The sequence below is a fragment of the Corallococcus sp. RDP092CA genome, assembly GCF_041903675.1.
Lineage (GTDB): Bacteria > Myxococcota > Myxococcia > Myxococcales > Myxococcaceae > Corallococcus.
In genome coordinates this window covers 74,809-94,703 of sequence record NZ_JAYESI010000024.1, presented here as the reverse complement: position 1 = coordinate 94,703, position 19,895 = coordinate 74,809, and the positions used below count along the sequence as shown (strand labels likewise).

Annotated in this window: 16 protein-coding genes; 7 read left to right on the top strand and 9 right to left on the bottom strand. The window is 72.8% G+C overall.

The features are described from left to right. Nucleotides 1-3 precede the first annotated feature (3 nt). On the bottom strand, nucleotides 4-1,464 hold the full coding sequence (locus U8525_RS24235; protein WP_374268674.1) for an MATE family efflux transporter: 1,461 nt from the start codon (nucleotides 1,462-1,464) through the stop codon (nucleotides 4-6). A 222-nt stretch (nucleotides 1,465-1,686) separates the two neighbouring features. Here U8525_RS24235 and U8525_RS24230 point away from each other — a divergent pair, with 222 nt between their 5' ends. Together U8525_RS24230 and U8525_RS24225 are read left to right on the top strand one after the other, a co-directional pair. Next, complete coding sequence (locus tag U8525_RS24230) at nucleotides 1,687-2,742, top strand: DapH/DapD/GlmU-related protein (protein WP_374268673.1); 1,056 nt, start codon at nucleotides 1,687-1,689, stop codon at nucleotides 2,740-2,742. A 43-nt stretch (nucleotides 2,743-2,785) separates the two neighbouring features. After that, a complete protein-coding gene (locus tag U8525_RS24225) occupies nucleotides 2,786-3,166 on the top strand; it encodes a hypothetical protein (RefSeq protein ID WP_374268672.1) in 381 nt (126 codons plus the stop codon). Here U8525_RS24225 and U8525_RS24220 read toward each other — a convergent pair. From U8525_RS24220 to U8525_RS24205, 4 genes are read right to left on the bottom strand one after another with little or no spacing between them, the layout of a single operon-like run. Then, entirely contained in the window at nucleotides 3,163-4,311 is a 1,149-nt protein-coding gene (locus U8525_RS24220) for a Rieske 2Fe-2S domain-containing protein (RefSeq protein WP_374268671.1), read from the bottom strand. The two genes, U8525_RS24225 and U8525_RS24220, sit on opposite strands and share 4 nt — an antisense overlap. Then, nucleotides 4,308-5,939 carry a GH3 auxin-responsive promoter family protein gene (locus tag U8525_RS24215; RefSeq protein WP_374268710.1) on the bottom strand — a complete coding sequence of 544 codons (1,632 nt, stop codon included), beginning with the start codon at nucleotides 5,937-5,939 and terminating at the stop codon, nucleotides 4,308-4,310. The genes U8525_RS24220 and U8525_RS24215 overlap by 4 nt, the downstream gene beginning before the upstream one ends. Before the next feature lie 19 nt (nucleotides 5,940-5,958). Beyond that, complete coding sequence (locus U8525_RS24210) at nucleotides 5,959-6,720, bottom strand: hypothetical protein (protein WP_374268670.1); 762 nt, start codon at nucleotides 6,718-6,720, stop codon at nucleotides 5,959-5,961. 4 nt (nucleotides 6,721-6,724) lie between these two features. Beyond that, a complete protein-coding gene (locus U8525_RS24205) occupies nucleotides 6,725-9,574 on the bottom strand; it encodes an FG-GAP-like repeat-containing protein (protein WP_374268669.1) in 2,850 nt (949 codons plus the stop codon). A gap of 105 nt (nucleotides 9,575-9,679) precedes the next feature. On the opposite strand from U8525_RS24205, the gene U8525_RS24200 reads away from it, so the two are divergent. Together U8525_RS24200 and U8525_RS24195 are read left to right on the top strand one after the other, a co-directional pair. Further along, a complete protein-coding gene (locus U8525_RS24200; protein ID WP_374268668.1) occupies nucleotides 9,680-10,603 on the top strand; it encodes a fatty acid desaturase in 924 nt (307 codons plus the stop codon). Further along, nucleotides 10,603-11,229: a hypothetical protein gene (locus U8525_RS24195; RefSeq protein ID WP_374268667.1), complete on the top strand. Its 627-nt coding sequence runs from the start codon at nucleotides 10,603-10,605 to the stop codon at nucleotides 11,227-11,229. Before U8525_RS24200 ends, U8525_RS24195 begins: the two co-directional genes overlap by 1 nt. A 51-nt stretch (nucleotides 11,230-11,280) precedes the next feature. Here U8525_RS24195 and U8525_RS24190 read toward each other — a convergent pair whose 3' ends face one another. The 3 genes from U8525_RS24190 to U8525_RS24180 form a co-directional block, all read right to left on the bottom strand. Continuing rightward, a complete protein-coding gene (locus U8525_RS24190) occupies nucleotides 11,281-11,679 on the bottom strand; it encodes a hypothetical protein (RefSeq protein ID WP_374268666.1) in 399 nt (132 codons plus the stop codon). A gap of 84 nt (nucleotides 11,680-11,763) precedes the next feature. After that, on the bottom strand, nucleotides 11,764-12,255 hold the full coding sequence (locus tag U8525_RS24185; RefSeq protein ID WP_374268665.1) for a CinA family protein: 492 nt from the start codon (nucleotides 12,253-12,255) through the stop codon (nucleotides 11,764-11,766). Further along, nucleotides 12,252-13,361 (bottom strand): GRAS family protein, encoded by a 1,110-nt coding sequence (locus U8525_RS24180; RefSeq protein ID WP_374268664.1) that lies wholly within the window; start codon nucleotides 13,359-13,361, stop codon nucleotides 12,252-12,254. Before U8525_RS24180 ends, U8525_RS24185 begins: the two co-directional genes overlap by 4 nt. 399 nt (nucleotides 13,362-13,760) lie before the next feature. On the opposite strand from U8525_RS24180, the gene U8525_RS24175 reads away from it, so the two are divergent. The 3 genes from U8525_RS24175 (at nucleotide 13,761) to U8525_RS24165 (ending at nucleotide 18,484) form a co-directional block, all read left to right on the top strand. Then, a complete protein-coding gene (locus U8525_RS24175; protein ID WP_374268663.1) occupies nucleotides 13,761-16,538 on the top strand; it encodes a TonB-dependent receptor domain-containing protein in 2,778 nt (925 codons plus the stop codon). Between the two features lies 1 nt (nucleotide 16,539). Further along, complete coding sequence (locus U8525_RS24170; RefSeq protein WP_374268662.1) at nucleotides 16,540-17,829, top strand: hypothetical protein; 1,290 nt, start codon at nucleotides 16,540-16,542, stop codon at nucleotides 17,827-17,829. Nucleotides 17,830-17,971: 142 nt separating this feature from the next. Then, entirely contained in the window at nucleotides 17,972-18,484 is a 513-nt protein-coding gene (locus U8525_RS24165; RefSeq protein WP_374268661.1) for a hypothetical protein, read from the top strand. Here U8525_RS24165 and U8525_RS24160 read toward each other — a convergent pair. Further along, on the bottom strand, nucleotides 18,453-19,829 hold the full coding sequence (locus tag U8525_RS24160; RefSeq protein WP_374268660.1) for a PAS domain-containing sensor histidine kinase: 1,377 nt from the start codon (nucleotides 19,827-19,829) through the stop codon (nucleotides 18,453-18,455). The two genes, U8525_RS24165 and U8525_RS24160, sit on opposite strands and share 32 nt — an antisense overlap. Nucleotides 19,830-19,895 lie beyond the last annotated feature (66 nt).

The following is a 19,895-nucleotide window of genomic DNA, read 5'->3' as shown; positions in this document are numbered from 1 at the left end:
CGCTCACACCACGCGCGTCTTCCAGCGCCCGCGCCGGAACAGGACGATGCCCAGCACGGACATCACCGCGAAGGCCACCGGCACCGACCAGTACGCGCCCACCACGCCCAGGCCCACCGGATGGGCCAGCACCCACGCCAGCGGCAGCTCCAGCGCCCAGAGGCACCCCAGGTCGATGAGCGTGGGCGTGCGCGTGTCCCCCGCGCCGTTGAACGCGGAGGTGATGACCATGCCGTACGCGCACGACAGGAAGCTCAAGCTGAAGATGCGCAGCGCCGTGGCCCCCGCGTCCACCACCGCCGCGTCCGTCGTGAACGCCCCCAGCAGCGGGTGCGCGAAGACGAAGAACCCCACGCCGATGCTGCCCAGCACCACCAGGTTGTATCTGCCCGCGAGCCACACCGCCTTCGCGCCCCGGTCCGGGTCCCCCGCGCCCATGCTCTGCCCCAGCAGCGTGGACGCCGCGTTGCCCAGGCCCCACGCGGGCATCAGCGCGAACAGCGTGATGCGGATGGCGATGGTGTAGCCCGCCAGCGCCGTGCTGCCGAACGACGACACGATGCGCACCAGCACCACCCAACTGGAGGTGCTCACCAGCGTCTGCACCATGCCCGCGCCCGACAGCCGCAGCATCGCGAGCATCGTCGCGGGCTCCAGCGACAGGTGCTCGCGTCGCACCTGGAGCCGGCCGCGCGACCGCGTCAGCCGGAAGAGCTGGTACCCCACGCCCGCGGTCCGGCCCAGCGTGGTGGCCCACGCCGCGCCCACCACGCCCAGCTCCGGGAACGGCCCCCAGCCGAAGATGAGACACGGCGCGAGCACGATGTTGAGCCCGTTGGCCAGCATCAGCACGCGCATCGCGATGGCCGCGTCGCCCGCGCCCCGGAAGATGGCGTTGATGAGGAAGAGCAGCAGGATGCTCACCACGCCGCCCATCATCACGCGCGTGTAGCCCACGCCGTGCTCCAGCACCCACGGCGAGCCGCCGAGCGCCGCCAGCAGCGGCCGCGCGAAGACGATGCCCGCCACGGCCAGCACCGAGGAGATGACCACGCCCAGGCCAACCGCCTGCACCGCCGTGCGCCCCGCCCGCTCCGCGTCCTTCTCTCCGATGCGGCGGGCCACCATCGCCGTGGCGCCGATGCTCAGGCCCATGCCGGCCGCGTAGATGAGGGTGAGGATGGATTCGGTGAGCCCCACCGTGGCCACCGCCTCCGCGCCCAACCGGCCGACGAAGGCGACGTCCACCACGGCGAACACCGACTCCATGCACATCTCCAGCACCATGGGCACGGCCAGCAGGAAGATGGCTCGCCCGAGCGGCAGCCGCGTCAGGTCCTGCTCCGTGCCGTGCAGGGCCTCCTTCACGAGGGACCACGGCCCCTTCTTCACGGTGTCGGGGCCTCCCACGGCCACAGGCTCGGGGGCCTGGGCGTTGCGGTCCGCCAGGGGTGTCTCTTCCACGGGTGAGGCCTTTCGAGAGCGAGGGGGGTTCCTACCGCGAAACGCCCACACGTGGCGCCCAGCGACGCGGGTTCCTACGCCATCCGACTCCCACTCCTGACATCCGAGGATGCCGCACCCACCCTCGTCGAGCCGGCGAACGAGCGTCGGCTGCCGGACGGCATCGTCGTGCCTTCGTACAACATGCCCTTCCGAGAGCCAGGAGTAGCTTTCCGCATCCCAATGAGTTCCTCATCCGCGACCGCTACGTTCCAGCCCACCGCGGTGGGTCCTCATTTCACCCTGGCTTCGTCCGCGCGACTGCTGGGCACCACGCAGGTGGGCCCCGGAGCCATCATCTCCCGGGGCGCCGTCGTGCGCTCGGTGGGAGGCTCCGTGATGTTGGGCGCCTTCTCCACCCTGCGCGAGGACGCGGTGGTGGTGGGCACACCGGAGCGCCCCTCGGCCATCGGCGAGAAGACCGTGCTGGGTCGACGCTCGCTCGTGATGGGCGCGCGCGTGGGGTCGCTGTGCGACATCGGCGACGGCGCCATCCTGATGCCGGGGGTGACGTTGGGCGACCGCTGCCTGGTGGGCGAGGGCGCCGTGCTGCCGCCCGGCATGGCGGTGCCGGATCAATCCGTGGTGCTGGGCCGGCCGGGGCAGGTCCTGCGGATGCTCTCCTCCGAGGACCTGACCTACCTGCAACAGCGCTGGGGCGGCGACCTGTCGCTCCCCGCCGCTCCATTGACCCCCTTCTCCGCGCGCGACCGCGCCGAGGACGCTCCCATGGGACAGCTTTACGCCTTTCGCGACCGACATCCCTTCGTCCACCCCACCGCCACCCTCTTCTCCTCCGCGGAGGTCTCCGGCGACGTGGTCATCGGCGCGGGCGCCATCATCGGGGCGGGCGTGAAGATCACGGGCGACATGAACGGTCCGGTGCGCATTGGCGCGCGGGTGCAGATCCTGGAGAACACGGTGCTGCACCTGCAACCGGACACGATGCTGGTGCTGGACGAGGGCGTGGTGGTGGGCCCGGGCTGCGTGCTGCACGCGTGCAACCTGGGCGCGGGCACGGTGGTGGAGCCCGGCGCCATCCTCTGCGAGGGCAGCCACCTGGGGAAGGGCTGCCACGTGGCCGCGGGCAGCCTGGTGAAGGCGCGCGCGGTGTTCCCGGACTACGCGCTGGTGGAGGGCTTCCCCGCGACGCAGGTGGGCACGCGCACGTCGCCACCGGAGCCGCCGCGCTGGGTGATCCGCCCCGAGGACCTGCCGGGCCTGCGACGCATGGGGTGAGTGGATTTGCACGGGCCGCGAACCCTTTGGCATGGTCGCGGCCATGGATGCGTTCAATGCCATCATCGAGATCGCGGGCCCGCTGCTGCTGGGCCTGGCCAGTGGCGCGCTCTTCCGGCAGGTCGTGCAGCCGCGCATCCTCGCGCAGCTGGGGGACCGGGTCCGGAGGGTGACCTCCGCCACCAGCACGTGGTCGCTGGTGGTGCAGATCTGCGTCGCGCTGGTCCTCGCGGTGGCATGCCATGCGTCCAACGCCATGGCGACGCTGATGTGGCTGCATGAGCACCTGCCGTCGCCGCCATTCCCGCTGACCCTGGAGCTGCTGCACTGGGTCTTCCTGGGGGCGACCTTCTTCTCCGGGTACTGCGTGGCCCTGATTCCCACCTCGGGCACCGAGGAGGAGCAGGCCTCCGGCACGACCTAGACCCAGAAGACCACGTCGCGCTCCGCGTCCTCGGGGCCGGGGCCGTGCGCGCCTTCGCGAAGCCAGCGGCGGTACGCCTCGATGTCCGCGTGGTGCAGATCCGCCTCCGTGCCCGAGTACACGCCGCCGCCGGGGCCATCCGTCAGCCCCTGGCGCTGCGTCTCCATGATGCGGACGTCCTGCTGGATGACCTGCCGCGTGTACCAGCGCACCAGCGGCGTCAGCGCCCGCCCCACCCACGCGCCCGGCACGTCCACCGGCAGCCGGTAGCTGATGGCCGTGTACACGAGCGTGTCCGTGGGCCCGATGGGCGTGCACTGTGAGTTGATGGCGAAGCCGCTGTCACCCCACTGGTAGTCCACGCGCGTGACATTGGGGACGATGAACTCATCCGTGTGCACGAGTGGCAGGCCGCGCGGGTTGAACAGCCGCCCCAGGCCGGTGAGCGCGTCCTCCTCCTGGTGGTAGGTCATGCGCACCCGGCCCGCGTGGCGCTTCACGGTGGAGGGGACGCGTTTGCGTGTGGGATTGCGGAACCAGCCCCGGTGCACGAAGGACGTGTGCGGCACGTCCATGAAGTTCTCCACCAGGTTGGTCACGCCGTTCGCGAAGCGCGTCACCATGAAGTAGACGGTCCAGCCGCGCTCGTTCCAATAAGGGACTCGGAAGGGCTCGGCGCGGGCGCGCGTCACGTCCACGCCCAGGTAGACGTAGACGAGCCCGTCCTGCTCTCGCGTGGGGAAGCGCGCGAGCCGGCCCAGCTCACAGGGCGCGGGCTTGAGCCCTTCGCGCGCGCAGGCGTTCGCGTCCAGCTTCTCACCCCGTTGGGGGGGCCCCAGCGCGGGGATCTCCACCACCGCTCCGGACGCGTCGTAGACCCAGCCGTGATACGGGCAGCCGAGCCGGCCGTCGAACACGTCGCCCTGGGACAGGCGCGCGTTGCGGTGGAGGCAGCGGTCGCGCAGCGCGGTGGGGGCGCCGTCCGGTCCCCGGAAGAGGACCAGCCCCGTGCCGAACACGGTGCGCGCGACGGGCTTGTTCGCGGGCAGCTCCGTGGAGAGACACGCCACGTACCAGAAGTCCCTCAGCGCGCCGCAGCGGGCGAGGTCCGCCTCCGCTTCGAGGTCCACCGTGGGCTTCGTCATCCCGTCCCTCTCGCGAACCAGTCCGTCCAGCCGGGCTGACGGTGCAGGTCCACGGGCTTGATATCGCCCGCGCGCTGGCCGAGCTGGATGCATCGGGCCTCGTAGCGTCGGGGTCCCTGGGTCACCCGCACCGCGCGCACCGGACCGAGCTGTCCCAGCTCCCGTGCGTAGCGGTAGTGGTGGCCTTCGCACAGGGCGCGCTCCACTGTCGTCGCCATGGCGTCAATGGGTTGATCCGTCTCCAGGAACAGGCGGTAGGCAGGCGGGGTCCCCCACTCCGGCGCGAGCATGGCGAAGGCGGGACGCGTGGGCCCCAGCGCTGCGTCCAGCACCGCGCCCACTCGCGCGGCGGAGAGCTTCTCGCCCACGAGGTCCGAGACGGCGTCCGCTCGGCCGAGGAACCGCAGGCAGGGCGTCGCGTGCACGAAGCCCTCCACGCGGACGAGGTCGCCCAGCCGGTAGCGCAGCAGTCCGCCGGACGTGGAGAGGAGCACCGCGTAGGTGCGGCCCGCCGTCAGCTCGTGCGCCAGGAGCGGGCGTGCTTCAGGATGCTCCGGCTCCATGAACTCGATGAAGTGGCTGCGGACCGCGAGCACCGGCGCGGGCGCTTCGAACAGGGGCACCGTGATGACGCCCTCCGTGGCGAGCAGGCCCTTGCCCTGGACCTCGACGCCCGGGAAGCGGCGGCATGCGCCCGCCACGGCGCGCGCGGCCTGAGCGTCCGTCCACATGCTCAGGAGCGCGAGCCCTGGCCACAGCGCGCGTGTGGAGGACAGGCCGTCACGCAGCCGCTGGGCGCTCGGGATGTCTCGCACGCCCTGGAGCCCCTGCACGAGCGCTGTCCAGGCAGGGTCCTGGGCCACGGGGATGCCGTCCGCGTCCTGCTCGGGAGGCCGCAGGGTGCCGCGCTCCAGGTCCTCGGCGAGCCGCTCGCCGTGCCGCTCCAGCGCGTCCATCAACAGCGTGAGGAAGCTGGGGTTCCAGACGCTGATCAACGACAGGTTCGGGCACCGCACGAGGTACCACAGCGTCACGTAGCGGCACGGCTCGACCTGCGGCGCCTGGCCCACCGCGCCCGGTACGGCGAAGACGCGCGAGAGCAGCGGCTGCAAGGGACGCGGGAACCACGCGCTGTCCTCCGCAGAGCCCACCGGGATGCCGCCCTCGGTCCGGTGCTGTCTCCGGCCCAGCGGGGAGATGGACCAGTAGCTGGGGCCCTCGCGCACAGCGGGGCGGCGCAGGAAGACCTCGTGCAGCATGGGTGCGAGCGCGCGCTGGAACTCGCGCAGCAGGCCCCGTGTCACCGGCACGCGCTTGGACGCGCCCGAGGACCCGCCGGACAGCTCGAAGCGCAGCACGGGCTCGCGAGTGAGGACCCGCGCCTCTCCTCGCGCGATGCGCTCCACGTCTTCCGCCACCGTGTCCGGCGTGGTGATGGGCACCGCGTCCTGGAACTCCCGAGCGGTGCGGATGCGGGCGAAGTGCGCCACGCGGGCCGCCTGCTCCGTGCCCTCCACCGCGCGGAGGATGCGCGCCATGCACTCCGCCTGCGCGGCCGCCGGCTCCCGCAGCGCATGACGGAAGCGCAATGCGGACGGAGTCAGCGCGGCCATCGTGGCGGACAGCATCGCGCGGGACGTCAGCACGTCACGTCCCCACGCGGATCCGCGAGGCACCCCGCTCCCGGCGGGCCCAGCGGCGCAGCTGCCCCCAGGCGCTTCGCGCCAGCGCCCTCGCCAGGTCCCAGCCGCGGATCTCCACCAGGCACACCAGCTCCTCGCCCTCGGCGTGGCCGGGGTTGCGCTCCGCGAAGTAGGCGATGTGCGGGTGGGCCGCCGCGTCGCGGTCGAGGGGCGAGACGCCATCTCGCACCCGGTAGTGAGCCCCGTCGAAGCGCAGCGTGCCTCGCGCGGCGTCGTACTGCGCGCCGAACCACCGCGTCGCCAGCGCCCGCAGGAACTCCGCGCGTCCCTCCGGCGGCGTCCAGTCCCGGCGCGGGTGCGTGCGCGGGAAGTAGTTCACCGCCAGCAGGTACGTCTTGTACCCGCCCGACAGCAGCAACCAGTACAGCGGCCGCCACGGCCGGCGCAGCTTGCGCGCGAGCAGCAACCGCCCGAACACCACCTGCAACGTCTTGTGGCCCCACCAGTCCGGATGGATGACCGTGTCGCCCGAGTACAGCACCTCCACCCCTCCCTCCTCCGCCACCCGCACCGTGCTGAACCCCACCAGCTCCCGCGTGCGCCGGGCGTGCAGCAGGAACACCCACTGCTTCGCGTCCAGGTCCGCGTGGAAGCGCTCGGCGCTCACGCCCACGTAGCAGCACTGCATCAGCGCGAGCATCCGCGCCCGGGTGTCCGCGTCCAGGTCCTCGCGCCGCACCGTGGTGCCCTTCATCGCGGAGAGCATCGCCTCAGGGCCCTCCCCGCAGCGCGGTGGGCGCGGGCGGCTGGCGCACCTCCTGGTAGCGGTCCGCCTCCAGCGTCACCTCCTGCGGCTGCGCGCCATACCAGTGGATGACCGCCTTCACCGGCCCCGCGTGATGGCCCAGGCCGAAGTGCAGCCTCGGGTCCGCGGACGCGGAGAAGCCCCCCATCAGCCCCACCTCGCGCACCTGCTCCACGCGCCTGCCATTCTCCTCGTAGGACACCACCACGCGCGTGCCCACCGCGCTGCGGTGCGTGCGCTGGCCGTCCCCCACCAGCGACAGGCCCACGAAGTGCGCGTCCGGCTCCACGTCCGTGGCGCTGGCGCGCAGCGTGTTGCGATAGAGCGACACCGGCGCGTGCTGGTTGGTGATGAGCACGTCCAGGTCGCCATCGTCATCCAGGTCCGCCATCAGCACGCCTCGCGAGTTGTCCGGCGCCTCGATGCCCACCTCTTTCGCCACGTCCACGAAGTGCCCCGGACGCGCGTCGCCCAGGTTGAGGTACACGCGGCGCGCCTCGTTCGGATAGAGCACGCGGCCCCGGATGTCGCCCCACTTGTCCGCGTACGTGTGCACCTCCGGGCCGGACTGCATCAACTTGTGATTCACGTACCAGTAGTCGTTGCGCTGCCCCTCCGGGATGCGCCACCGCGGCGCGTCCAGGCGCGCGTCCACCATGCCGTTGGCCTGCACCAGGTCCGGCCAGCCGTCGTCGTCCAGGTCCCCCGCCGCCGCGCCCCAGCCGAAGCGCCGCTCGTTCAGCGCGCCCCGGAAGGTGGCCTCGTCCTGGAAGCGGGGCACGAAGGCGTCCTCGCCCGGGCCCACCATCCACAGCAGGCTGCCCTCCGCCTGGAGCGAGTGGTGCACGTTGGACACGTACACGTCCAACCAGCCGTTGCGGTCGAAGTCCGCCACGCTCGCGTTCATGCCCTTGTACGTGTCGCGGCCAATCTCCCCGAAGCGCCTCCCCACGAGGTGACGGAAGCGCCGGCCGCCCTCGTTCAGGTAGATGTCGTCCGGCCCGAAGTCGTTGGCCACGTACAGGTCCGTCCAGCCGTCCTGGTTCAGGTCCACCGTGCTCACCGCGAGCGACCAGTGCGTCTCCTTCAGGCCCAGCGCCTCCACGTCCTGCTTCTCGAACGTGCCGTCGCCCCGGCCCCGGTAGAGCACGTTGCGTCCGCCGTTGTTCGCGTTGTGCCAGCCGTCGTGCATGAAGCGCAGCATGCGGCGGTCGCCTGCGTACCCGGGCTCCGGCAGCTTGAAGAGGTTGAGCGGCGGCGCGGGCTCCGGGTAGTCCGGCAGGTGCGTCGTCATCGCGTTGAGCACCAGCAGGTCCAGGTGCCCGTCGCGGTCGTAGTCCAGGAACGTGAGCCCCAGGCTCACCGCGTGGTCCGTCACGCCCGCGGCCTCCGTCACGTCCTCGAAGCTCGCCGTGCCCGTCTCGCGCAGCAGGTTGCGCAGCAGGCGCACCGGCCCGAAGGCCACCGCCACCGCGAGGTCCTGGTCCCCATCCCCATCCCAGTCCACGAACGTCCCGCCGCCCGCCAGGCCCTCTTCCTTGTAGCGGGTGGCGAAGCGCTCCAGCGCGGGCACGGGGACGCGCTCGAAGCGCAGGCCGCCCAGGTTGCGGTACAGGCCCGCGTGGTGCTCCGGCGTGCCCAGCGGGTGCGTGAGGAACAGGTCCAGCCTGCCGTCCCCATCGAAGTCACCGGTGGCCACCGCGTCGCCCACCGCGACCAGCCACTTGGCGACGTGGGCCACGCGCGGGTCCAGCTCCTCCAGCGTGTGGCCCATCGTGGAGGCCAGGCCCGCCTGCGCGACGTCCTGCGCGTCCAGGTGGAACGCGAGCGGCGCCGAGCGCTCCCCCTGCGCCTCCGTCACCGCGTAGCCCGTGCCCAGCACCGCCCCGAGCCCTCCCACCACCCCCAGGCGCCGGAGCATGTCCGGGGCGAGGAGCTGGCGCAGCGACGCGCCCCGGGTGCGCCACAGCTCGCGCGCGTGCATGAACACGAAGCGGCAGGTGGCCACGGTGAGCGCCGCGTAGAAGAACGTGTAGACGCTCTCCTTCAGGTGCAGCACCAGGTCCACGCAGGTGATGGCCAGCGCCACGAGCACCTGGGCCTTCGGCGTCGCCGGCGACGTCGCCGGGTCCGTGAGCATGTAGAAGACGAAGATGAAGAACGACGGCGCGCCCAGCGTGCCCAGGAACAGCACCTCCGGCGGCAGGTGGTGGCGGAGGATGTACGCGCGCAGCGCCGTCTGGAGCGCGTAGAAGGCCAGGAAGCTCACCACCAGCCAGCCGCGCCCCACGCGGAAGAAGAACAGCACCAGCGCCGCCATCACGATGAAGGCCGACAGCGCGACCTCCCCGTTGGCCCACTGGTAGGCGGGCGCGGCGGTGATGAGCTCGCGCGTGGTGAGCAGCGACACGGCCACCGCGAACATCGACGGGTTGAAGACGTGGCGCCCCTGGAAGGTCAGCACGTACTTGGAGCCGATGGCCAGCCACACCGGCAGCCACAGCAGCGTGCTCGCGTGCGAGTAGTTCAGGAGCAGCGCCAGCGAGCAGCACGAGATGTACGCGGAGAGCGGCAGCTCCTTGCGCCGCTTGAGCACCCAGCCGAGCGCCGCGTCCAGCAGCGTGCCGGAGATGACCAGGAAGGCCATCTGCCCGGGGCTGCGGTTGAAGCCGAAGAAGGTGAAGCCCAGCACGCCGTAGAGCGTGAGCAGCGCCGCGAAGGGCAGCCTCGGGTCGCTCCAGCGGGGGAAGACCCAGCCGCCCCACTCCACGCGCGTGCCCGCCAGGGCCGGCGTCCTCGGCACATCCACACTCATGATTGACCGTCCCGATGCACGCGCGGAGCGTGCCGTGCCCGTCTCCAGGTGTCCAATCCGCTCGGGGCTTGCGTCCGGCGCCCATGCGTGGAGTCCTGGCGCACGATGTCCTCTCCCCTGCCTCGCCGCGCGGCGGTGCCTCGCGAGCTGCTCGTCCCCGCCACCCCGGAAGGCCTGCTGCGCCTGGCGGCCGTGGAGTGGGCGGGGATGGCCGTGGGTTGGGCGGTCATGGCGTGGGCGCCTCCGGTGCTCGCGCCGCTGGCGGTGCTCGTCGTCGCGGGACGGCTGCATGCCCTGGGCGTCCTGCTTCATGACGCGGTCCACCTGCCTCCGCGAAGGCGCGATTGGCGACTGTGTCTGCTGGAGACCGTCGCGGGCCATCCGATCGCGTCCACGCTGGCGGCGATGCGCTACCACCACCTGCGCCATCACCGCGACGCGGGCCTGCCCACGGATCCATACCGCAAGCCTCCCGACGGAGGCCGGCTGCGCACGGCGTGGCGGTGGCTGCTGCTGCTGGGCGTGATTCCCGGCTGGGTGCTGCGGGGGCCGGTGGGGCTCTGCGCGTGGGCGCTGCCTTCGCTGCGCACGGCGTATGCGCGCGTGTTCCTCCAGGACCGCTCCGGGCGGGTGCTCTCACGCGACGCGGAGGTGGCGGCGTGCGCTCGCGCGGAGGCGGGACAGGTGCTGTTCCACCTGGGCGTGCTGGCGCTGGCGGCGCGGTGGCCCTCCGCGGTGCTGTGGGGGTACGGGGTGCCCTTGCTGGTGGCGGCGGGGCTCAACGCGCACCGGCTGCTCGCGGAGCACACCGCCACGCCCGCGCGGGGACGGCGGCTGGAGGATGTGTTCGCGTGCACGCGCGACCATGGGCTCGGGTGGTGGGGGTGGCTGGGCCTGGCGCCCCGGCACGTGGGGATGCACGTGGTGCATCACCTGCACCCGCAGGTGTCCCTCGCGCACCTGCCCCGGCTCCGCGCGTGGTACGTCGAGCGGTTTCCCCACCACTATCCCCGGTCGCGCTCCTCCTGATGCTCACTTCGACGACGCGGGTGCTGCTGGTCGTGGCGCTGCTGGCGTGCGCGGGCGCGGCGGTGGCGTTCCGGCGCAGGCAGAACGCGCGGGGCGGCCGAGGCGGGCGCATCTCCGGGCCCAAGCTGGCGTGGCTGCTGTACGCGGTGTTCCTCTGGTTCGGGGTGTGCCCGCTGGTGGCGCTGGATGCGTCCGTGCCGATGGAGGCGCGCGTCGTGCTGGGCGCCTTCGCGGTGTCCATGTGGCTGCGCGGCGCCGCGGAGCTCTACATGCTCTATGTGTCGCGCAACTGGCGACCGCCGTATGGCGTGGGCCACGACCTGGGGTGCATCGCGCTGGTCGGGGCGGGGCTCGTCTACACCGGGGAGAAGTGGGCCGGGGCGCTCGACCGGCGCGATGTCTGGGCGCTGGCGCTGGTGGGCCTGGTGCTGACGAGCCTGGTCGTGGAGGTGGCCTACGCGGCGCTGTTCCACCAGGCCGTGGAGGGACGCACCACCGGCGAGGACGGCGTGTGGTTCGCGGACGCGGAGCAGGCGCGGTTCCAGCGCATCAACCGGCTGACGCTGGCGCTCAACGTGCCGCTGTATGGGGCGCTCGCGGTGTGGCTGGTGCTGGGGTGGGGGTAGCGACACCACGACGGGCTGAGGCCCTGGGGCAGCGCCGCGGGGCCGCTCGGCTCAGCCTTGCAGCGACACGCCCAGCTCCGCGTCCCCGTGCAACAGCCAGGTCCTCGCCGCGGACTCCTGCCAGAAGCGCCGGAGGATCTTGTCCGTCCCGCTCCCCGAGGCCACCCGGTTCAGCTGCAACGCGACGATCTGGTTCTGCACCAGCTCCGCCACCCGCGTCACCCCCGAGCGCAGCCCGTACTCCTGCACCCTCCGGATGAGGTCCGCCGCCTCCGGCGACGCCGGCCGGAACGTGCGCAGGTCCGCTTCAATCTTGATCGGCTGCCCCGCCACCGCATCCGTCGCGGCGCGAAGGTCCTCGACGAAGCGCTTCATCTCCTCCAGCCGGATGTAGCCCTCCAGCGCGAAGCTCACGATGGATTCCACCCGGTCCACGTCGATTCGATACATCGAGGCCCCCTTCGTGAGACTGCGTCAAACCTTCTCCCCCATCCGTCGGCGACGTGCCAACGTCCGGGAGGGTGGGGCCCCTATTCAGGACTCCACGCCCAGCTGCTCCAGGAGGAGGGCCAGCCCCCGCGCCGCCGCGGCCCGCCGCACCTGACGCCGGTCTCCCTCGAACAGGTGCCGCTCCACCACCGCGGCCCGCCCCCGCCGCTGCACCGCGATGAACACCCGCCCCACCGGCTTCGCCTCCGTCCCTCCCCCGGGCCCCGCGATGCCCGTCTCCGCCACCGCCCAGTCCGCCCACGAGCGCTCCAGCGCCCCCGCCGCCAGCGCCCCCGCGACCTCCGCGCTCACCGACCCGTGCGCCTGCAGCAGCGCCAGCGGCACGCCCAGCTGCTCCCCCTTCGACTCGTTCGAGTACGGCACGAACCCGCGCTCCACCACCGCCGAGGCCCCCGGCACCTCCGTCAGCGCCGCCGCCATCAGCCCTCCCGTGCACGCCTCCGCCAACGCCAGCCGCACCCCCACCTCCCGGCACCTCGCGATGACCCTCGGCGCCAGCGCCTCCAGGTCGCTCACGCGCCCTCCCCCGGCACCGCCGCCAGCACCGACACCAGCACGTCCCCCCGGAAGGTGATGCCCACCGTGCCCTCCTCCTTGCGCAGCCCCACCGCCGGATGCACGTCGCGGGGACACAGCGCCTCCAGCCCGCCTCGCGGCGTGAAGCCCACGCGCTGCAACCGCTCCCACCAGGCCGAGGCCAGCTCATGGCGCTCGCACCGCTCCGACTCGTTCACCGTGCCCACGATGTCGTCCACCTCCCGGCCGAAGAACCGCTTGATGGCGCGCCGCTCCGCGCCCGGCATCTCCAGCGTATCCAGCAGCTGGAACACGCGGGAGAAGTGGCTCCACGCGTTCTTCAGCCGCTCGCGCACCGGTGCGCGGTGGTGGTCCACGTGGGGCTCGCACAGCACCACGCCCACCGGCCCCAGCGACGCCAGCCGCGCCAGCACCGCGTCGCGCGCCTCCGTCCCGCGCGGCTCCTGCTCCGCGATGTGGTGCAGCGCGAACGCCGCGTTCACCACCAGCGGCCGGCGCACCGAGCGCAACGCCGCCCACGTCGCCGCGTCCAGGTCCTCCACCGGCGACTCCAGCTTCACGAACTCGAGCGACAGCCCCACCTCGTCCGCCACCGCCAGCACCGCGTCGCGCGCCTCCACCAGGGCCGCGCCGCCCGGGTCCACCCCCACCACCGTCAGGTGACGGGGCAGCGCGCCCGCCTTCGCCAGCGCCCGCAGCAGGTTGCACTCCTGCCGCCCCTGGCCGATTCCCACGTCCAGCAGCGTCGCCTCCGCGTGGCCTCGCAGGAAGTCCGCGAGCAGCGCGTTCGCCACCGCGTCCGCCGCCGAGGCCAGCGGCAGGTGCTTCATCAGCCGCCGGAACAGCTCGATCTGCGGCGCGCCCCCGTCCACCTCCGAGGCCCGGTACGGATGCAGCGCCCCCGTCGCGCCCTCCAACCGCCGCGACAGCGCCGTGGCGAACACGGCGTAGTTCTCGTCCTCGGGGATGCGCTCCGCGTCCAGCAACCGATAGAGCTCCGCCAGCGCCTCCACCGCCTCCACCGTTCGCGCTGACAACGCATGGTCCATCGCCCGGAGCAGCAGTTCGTCCTTCGGCGTACGCATGCGCCCTCCCCCCGGAAGCCCTGGCCGTGGCTTCCGCTCGACATGAAAAAGTGTAATGACCTCCCAGCCCGTAGCTCCAGGGGGCGGCACCTCGGGACAGCGGGGCGTGCGCGTTCGCACAGCGGGCCACCCCCTGGGGTGGACTGGCGCGGCGCGGGGGCCGTGGCAGGGTCCTCGCGAGCGCCGGGCGACTCCTGGCCGCGCATCCCCCAGGCTGGGTGCCAGCAGGCGCCCCCGAGCTCGCCCGCCGGTCCGCACCGACTTCCGCCCCGGGCCGGGGAGGTCACGGGCGCCTCGAGCCGAAGCCATGAATGCATGCGGTGTCCGCGCCGGACCGGAGCGCTCCGGCGCCAGCCCGGGTGTCACCTTCGCGGGGGGCCGGTGTTGAAGCGCTCGCCCATGGTCCTCCCCCGTGCCGTCCACCTGGTGCTGGCGCTCGTGCTCCTGGCCTGCGCGACCGCTCGCGCACAGGGCGTCCCCTCCGCCACCAGCGAGCCTCGCGCCGTGGAGGTGGACGTCCACGCCACCGACGCGGGCCAGACCCTCTCCGCCGAGGACGCCGCCCGCCTGGGCCTGTCCCCCGACGCGGGCGACACCCCGCTCGCGCCGCCGGTCCTCACCGCGGACGCACCCGCCGCGTGGCCCGAAGGCCTGGAGGGCACGCCGGGCGAGGTGGAGCTGGAGCTGCTGGTGGACGTGGAGGGCCGCGTCGCGGAGACGCAGGTGGTGCGCGCCGCCTCGGAGCCGCGCCTCACCGACGCGGCGCTCGCCGCGGCCCCGGGCCTGCGCTTCACCCCGGCCACGCTGGCCGGCACGCCCGTGGCGGTGCGCCTGCCGTTCATCTACCGCTTCACGCCGCCCGCGCAGGTCCCCGCCTCCAGCACCCACGTCACCGGCGAGGTGCGCGCGCGCGGCACGCGCCGCCCGCTGACCGACGCGGCGCTCTTCCTGGACGGCGCGCCCGAGCCCGCCGCCACCACGGACGCGCAGGGCCGCTTCGCGGTGGACGTGACGCCGGGCACGCACGCGCTGGAGGTCCGCGCGCCGGGCCACGCGACGACGACGTTCACGGAGACGCTGACGCAAGGCCAGACGCTCCAGGTCATCTACCGGCTCCAGCCGCGCGAGGTGAACCCCTACGAGACCGTGGTGCGCGACGAGCGCCCGCGCACGGAGGTCACCCGCATCAGCCTGCACGAGCAGGAGCTCCGCGAGGTGCCCGGCACGCTGGGCGACCCGTTCCGCGTGGTGATGCTGATGCCGGGCGTGGGCAGCCTCGCGTCCGGCATCAGCTACCCGGTGGTGCGCGGCAGCCAGCCCGCCGCCACGGGCTTCTTCCTGGACGGCGTGCGCATCCCGATGCTGTACCACCTGCTGCTCGGGCCCGCGGTGGTGCACCCGGACTTCATCGACACCGTGGACTTCTATCCAGGCGCGCCGCCGGTGCAGTACGGCCGCGTGCTGGGCAGCGCGGTGGAGGGGCGCCTCAGCCGTCCGCGCGAGGACCGGCTGCACTTCACCGCGTACGCGGACCTGCTCAACGCGGGCGGCTTCATCGAGCAGCCCTTCGAGTCCACCGGCACCAGCGTCAGCCTGGCGGGCCGCTTCAGCTACTCCGCGCTGCTCCTCTCGCTGGCGGCCAATGCCTTCCAGCGGGCGGACGCGGAGCACCTGCGCGCGGGCTTCTGGGACTACCAGGCGCGCGTCGAGCAGAAGGTGGGCAAGGGCCGCCTGCGCCTGTTCGCGCTCGGCAGCTCCGACGACGTGGGCATCGCACCGGAGCTGCGGGACGCGGCGGACGGGGGCGGCGTCGTGTCTCGCTTCCACCGCATCGACCTGCGCGGCACGCACCCGGTGGCGGGCGGAGAGGGCGAGGTGGGCGTCACGCTGGGCTGGGACGGCCTGGGCCTCAGCGGCGAGCGGACCCGGAGCACCGGGGAGGCGCTGATCCGCGAGAAGGTGGGCGAGTACGGCCTGCGGCAGGCGAGCCTCGCCGCCCGCGCGGGCTGGCGCCGCGCGCTGACGTCCTCGCTGGAGCTGGCCGTGGGCGCGGACGTGGAGCACCGCCGCTCCGCCACCACGCTCACCGGCACCGCGAGGCCGCCGGGCTGGCGCCCCTCCGACGACGCGGATCCGCTCAAGCGCCCCAGCGCGCTGGCCACCTTCTCCGGCGCGTATGCGTCCGCCACGTGGAAGCCGTCGGAGCGCTGGACCGTGACGCCGGGCCTGCGCGTGGACGCGTACCACCTGGTGCCGGGCATGACCTTCACCGCGGTGGAGCCGCGCCTCGCCGTGCGCCACGCGCTGACGGACAGCCTCACGTTGAAGGGCGGCGCGGGCCTGTACCACCAGCCCCCCACCGTGCTCGTGCACGTGCCCGCCATCGACACCGCGAGCCTGCGCTACGGCCTCCAGTCCGGCGCGCAGCTCGACGTGGGAGCGGAGTGGAGGGCCTTCGAGGGACTGGAGCTGAGCGCGGACGCGTACTTCAACCCGCTGTCCCGCGCGGTGGAGTTCGACCTGCTGGACGTGGCGGAGAACCGCCGCCGCCGGGGCAGCCTGGGCGAGGCCCCCGCCACCACCGGCTACGCCTACGGCTTCGACCTGATGGCCCGCCACCCGCTGGGCCGCCACTGGTTCGGCTGGGTGTCCTACAGCTTCCTGCAGAGCAGGCGGAAGGCGCGCTTCTCCCGCATCGGCGACGACAACCGGGTCCTGGAGACGGTGGAGGGCACGCTGCCCTTCGCCTTCGAGCAGGCGCACACGCTCAACGCCGCGCTCAGCTACAAGTTCGGCAACAACTGGACCGTGGGCACGGTGGTGCACTTCAACACCGGCCGCCCGGAGACGGGGCAGATCACCTCGCAGACGCAGCGCTGGGTGTCGGACGGCGACGGGGTGAACCATTGGGTGCGGCAGGACCTGGACCGCACCCAGCGCCTGGCGCCGTTCTTCCGCGTGGACGCGCGCGTCGCGAAGTCGTGGGCCTCCCAGGACTTCACCCTGGACGTGTCGCTCGACGTGCTCAACCTCTCCGCGCAGCAGGAGGTGGTGGCCTACGAGTACCGCGCCGGGTCCGGCGACGACCCCGACACCCCCCGGGGCGCCAGTCCCATCCGCGCCCCCATCCGCATCCCCGTCATCCTCCCGCTCCTCGGGCTCAAGGCGACCTACTGACATGCGACGCGCACTCGTCACCTCCCTGGCGCTCGTGGCCTCCGCCGTCACCGGCTGCGACCGCTACCCCGAGGACCCCATCTTCGCCTACGGCCGCGCGCTCCGGCGGGACGGCGCCCCCCGCTCCGGCGAGCCGCTGACCCTCGAGCGCCTCGTGGACGCCCAGGAGGGCGCCTTCGAGCCCTTCGGCGCCGTCACCCCGGAGGCCTCCGGCGACTTCACCCTGGAGGTGCTCTACGGAGACGCCGTCGTCGAGACGAGCAACTCCAGCAACCGCAGCCGGTTCCGGCTGTCGCTGCCGCTGGACGCGGACGGCAGCGGGACCTCGCTCGCGTTCTCCTTCCAGGACGACGTGGAGCTGCCCACGCTCAAGCCCTGGGACGCGCACCCGGTCGTGAGCATCGGCGAGGAAGGCCCGAGCGTGGCCTTCCCTCCCGCGCCCCCGGCGCCGCCCGTGCCGGAGACGGGCGATACGCTGGAGCTGCTCGACGGGGAGAGCGGCCAGTTCATCCCCATCCTGCCCACCTCGCCGGAGCCCCTGCTGTGGGTCACGTCCGGCGATGCGCTGCTCTGGCGCGAGACAGGCACGGCCTCGCCGTGGACCCCGAGCCCGTACGTGCTGGAGGACTTCGCTAGCCCCCGCGTCCAGCTGCGCGCCGCCAGCGTGGGGAGCTGGCTGTTCTCGCCCCTGGGCGGCGAGTCGGGCTCCGTGGAGTTCCGCCAGGAGTGGCGCACCGGCGCGGCGCCCCTGCCCGCCGGGGCGCTGCGCCCCCTCAGCCGAGGCGCCACGTGCGTGCCGTCCTTCCCCGATGTCTGTCCATGGACGGATGGCCAGCTCACCCCCGTGGACTTCTTCGAGAAGGAGACCGACCCCCGGGCGTACAGCGTCGTCATCACCCTGCCCCAGCCGGGCGTGCCCCGCCGCGCGGTGGTGCGCGGGCTGTCCTACCTGTGGGGCACGGGGGGCAGGGATTGGCTCGTCCTGGAGGGCAGCGCGGACGGCGAGCAGTGGCAAGCCCTGGCACGCGTCTCGGTGCGGGACCTGGGCCCCCTGGAGCGCGACCTGTACGTCTCCCAGCTCGACTACTACATCGAGCCCCCCGGCGGAGACTCCCCCTACGGAGACGGCCCGCTCCCCCTGGGCACGCGGGCGCCCGTCTTCCGGGACGTGCCCCTCTCCAGCGCCGGGCCCGTGCGCTTCGTGCGGATGTCCGTGGAATCCCTCACCTACGACGGCACCTCCCCACCCGCTGAGTTCTATTCCCTCTCCGAGCTGTCCATCTTTGAATAGTCTTTGTGGGAGTCAATCCAACCCATGGAAGTTGCTTGGGTTGTGGAAGGCCGGGAGTCCATCCCAACCAAATAAATCAAGAAATAAAGGGCGACCCGTTCTTCTCATGCAGCACCGCTCATTCGTGCCCGAGGAGGGCCCCATGATTGCGCTGACCTGGACGTATGGGCAGCTCCTCAAGGGACTGACGGAGCGGGTGCGCCGGGTGCTGCTGGTGCAGGTGCTCATCCTGGCGCCGAGCTTCGGGGTGCTGGAGCTGAACCCGCTGGGTCCTTCACACCGGGGGCTCTCCCTGACACGGCTGGCGCTGTGGGGCTGCGCGGTGGGGCTGTTGTGGGTCCTGCACCGGTATGCCTTCGGGCGCACCCGGATGGCGTCGTGGCAGCGGGTGCTGTGGGTGACGGGGCTGTGCTGGCTGGGGCAGTGGATGGGCGTCTTCGTCGCAGTGGAGGCGCTGCCCCGCTCGGTTCAGCAGTGGTCCGGGGCGCGGTGGATCCACGTGGGGCTCAGCGTGCTGTTCTTCTGGGCGGCGACCGCGGTGCTCTACCGGCTGGCCGCGCCCCTGCCGGAGCCCGAGGCGGCCCCCGCCACGCCCACCGGGCCCGAGGCCGCCAAGAAGCGCCTCACGCGCGCGGAGCGTCCAGCGGGAGCCTGAGCCTCGCGCGGCAGCCCCGGCCGTCGGTGCGGTTCTCCAGGCGCAGGCTGCCTCCGTGCGCCTCGGCGATCTGCCGGCTGAGCGCCAGGCCGATGCCGCTGCCCTGGGGCCTGGTGGTGAAGAAGGGCACGAAGAGGTTCGAGGTGTCGGCGAGGCCGGGGCCCTCGTCCTCCACCCAGACCTCCACGGCGCCGGGCGCGTGCACGGCCCAGGAAACCCAGACACCGCCCGCGCCCTCGACCGACAGGACCGCGTCCACGGCGTTACGCACCAGGTTGATAAGCAATTGCTCCAGTTGGTCTCCGTCTCCGGACACGGTGAGGCCGGGGCCCGGGCGCACGGCGACGGGGCGGCGCGGCTCCAGGGCCACCACGCGCCGCACCCAGGGCTCCACCTCCACGGGTCCCAGGGTGGGGGGCGGCAGGCGCGCGAGCCGCGCGTGCGCGGACATGAAGCGCGACAGGGCCTCCGCGCGGCGGGCGATGATGCCCAGGCCGTGACGGGTGTCCTCCTCCCAGTCCTCGGGACGCGGCACCTGGGCGAGGGTGCCTCGCAGGGCATCCGCGATGGAGTGGATGGGGGTGAGGGAGTTGTTGATTTCGTGGCTGAGCACGCGGACCAGCCGGCGCCAGGCTTCGCGCTCCTCCTCGCGCAATGCCAGACGCAGGTCGGTGAGCACGACGAGCTGATGGGGCTGGCCGCCCTCGCGGAAGGTGCCGCGCCACAGCTCGTAGGGGCCGCCGTCCTGCTGCGCGAAGACGCGGGTGAGGCGGCGGGGGGCGGGGCCCTCCAGCAGCTCGCTCCAGCCGAGGGCATCCGCGCGCTGCCCCAGGAGCTGCGCTCGCGGCAGGCCCACGAGCCGGGCACCCGCGCGGTTCACCAGCTTGAGGGTGCCGGAGGCGTCGAAGGCGAGCACCGCGACGTCGATGGCCTCCATCACCTGCCCCAGCAGCGCGCCGGCCTCCAGCGCGCCCAGGCGCTGTTCGCGCAGGGTGTCGCCCAGGGCGTTGACCTCCAGGAGCACCTCTCCGAGCGGATCTCCGGCGCGCCCGCCCCGGCCGCGCACGGAGTAGTCCCCTTCACGCAGGGCGGCCAGCAGACCCGCGACGGTGTGCAGGGGCCGCACGACGCGCTCGCGGAGCGCCAGACACGCTCCGGCGTGGACGCCCACCACGAGCACGGACAGCGTCCAGCGCACCTTGGCGGTGAAGTCCCCCGTCCAGAGGAGCACGAGCGTCACGAGCACCGCGGGCAGGCCCGCGAGGACCGCGAGCCACAGGATGCGCAGGTCGTGTGGCACGCGGGACTTCTGTTCGTGCGCGTCCTGCGCGTGCGCGAGGTTCATGGCACGCGAGGCTTGCGGTGCCGAGACCTGACGCTCGTCCGCCTGAGCCGTGGCGCTCGGGCCTTG

Excerpts from the sequence above, each read along its gene's own strand:
- U8525_RS24230 (WP_374268673.1), top strand. The coding sequence starts at position 1,687 with ATGAGTTCCTCATCCGCGACCGCTACGTTCCAGCCCACCGCGGTGGGT.
- U8525_RS24225 (WP_374268672.1), top strand. The coding sequence starts at position 2,786 with ATGGATGCGTTCAATGCCATCATCGAGATCGCGGGCCCGCTGCTGCTG.
- U8525_RS24220 (WP_374268671.1), bottom strand. The coding sequence starts at position 4,311 with ATGACGAAGCCCACGGTGGACCTCGAAGCGGAGGCGGACCTCGCCCGC.
- U8525_RS24215 (WP_374268710.1), bottom strand. The coding sequence starts at position 5,939 with ATGCTGTCCGCCACGATGGCCGCGCTGACTCCGTCCGCATTGCGCTTC.
- U8525_RS24210 (WP_374268670.1), bottom strand. The coding sequence starts at position 6,720 with ATGCTCTCCGCGATGAAGGGCACCACGGTGCGGCGCGAGGACCTGGAC.
- U8525_RS24205 (WP_374268669.1), bottom strand. The coding sequence starts at position 9,574 with ATGAGTGTGGATGTGCCGAGGACGCCGGCCCTGGCGGGCACGCGCGTG.
- U8525_RS24200 (WP_374268668.1), top strand. The coding sequence starts at position 9,680 with ATGTCCTCTCCCCTGCCTCGCCGCGCGGCGGTGCCTCGCGAGCTGCTC.
- U8525_RS24195 (WP_374268667.1), top strand. The coding sequence starts at position 10,603 with ATGCTCACTTCGACGACGCGGGTGCTGCTGGTCGTGGCGCTGCTGGCG.
- U8525_RS24190 (WP_374268666.1), bottom strand. The coding sequence starts at position 11,679 with ATGTATCGAATCGACGTGGACCGGGTGGAATCCATCGTGAGCTTCGCG.
- U8525_RS24180 (WP_374268664.1), bottom strand. The coding sequence starts at position 13,361 with ATGCGTACGCCGAAGGACGAACTGCTGCTCCGGGCGATGGACCATGCG.
- U8525_RS24175 (WP_374268663.1), top strand. The coding sequence starts at position 13,761 with ATGGTCCTCCCCCGTGCCGTCCACCTGGTGCTGGCGCTCGTGCTCCTG.
- U8525_RS24170 (WP_374268662.1), top strand. The coding sequence starts at position 16,540 with ATGCGACGCGCACTCGTCACCTCCCTGGCGCTCGTGGCCTCCGCCGTC.
- U8525_RS24165 (WP_374268661.1), top strand. The coding sequence starts at position 17,972 with ATGATTGCGCTGACCTGGACGTATGGGCAGCTCCTCAAGGGACTGACG.
- U8525_RS24160 (WP_374268660.1), bottom strand. The coding sequence starts at position 19,829 with ATGAACCTCGCGCACGCGCAGGACGCGCACGAACAGAAGTCCCGCGTG.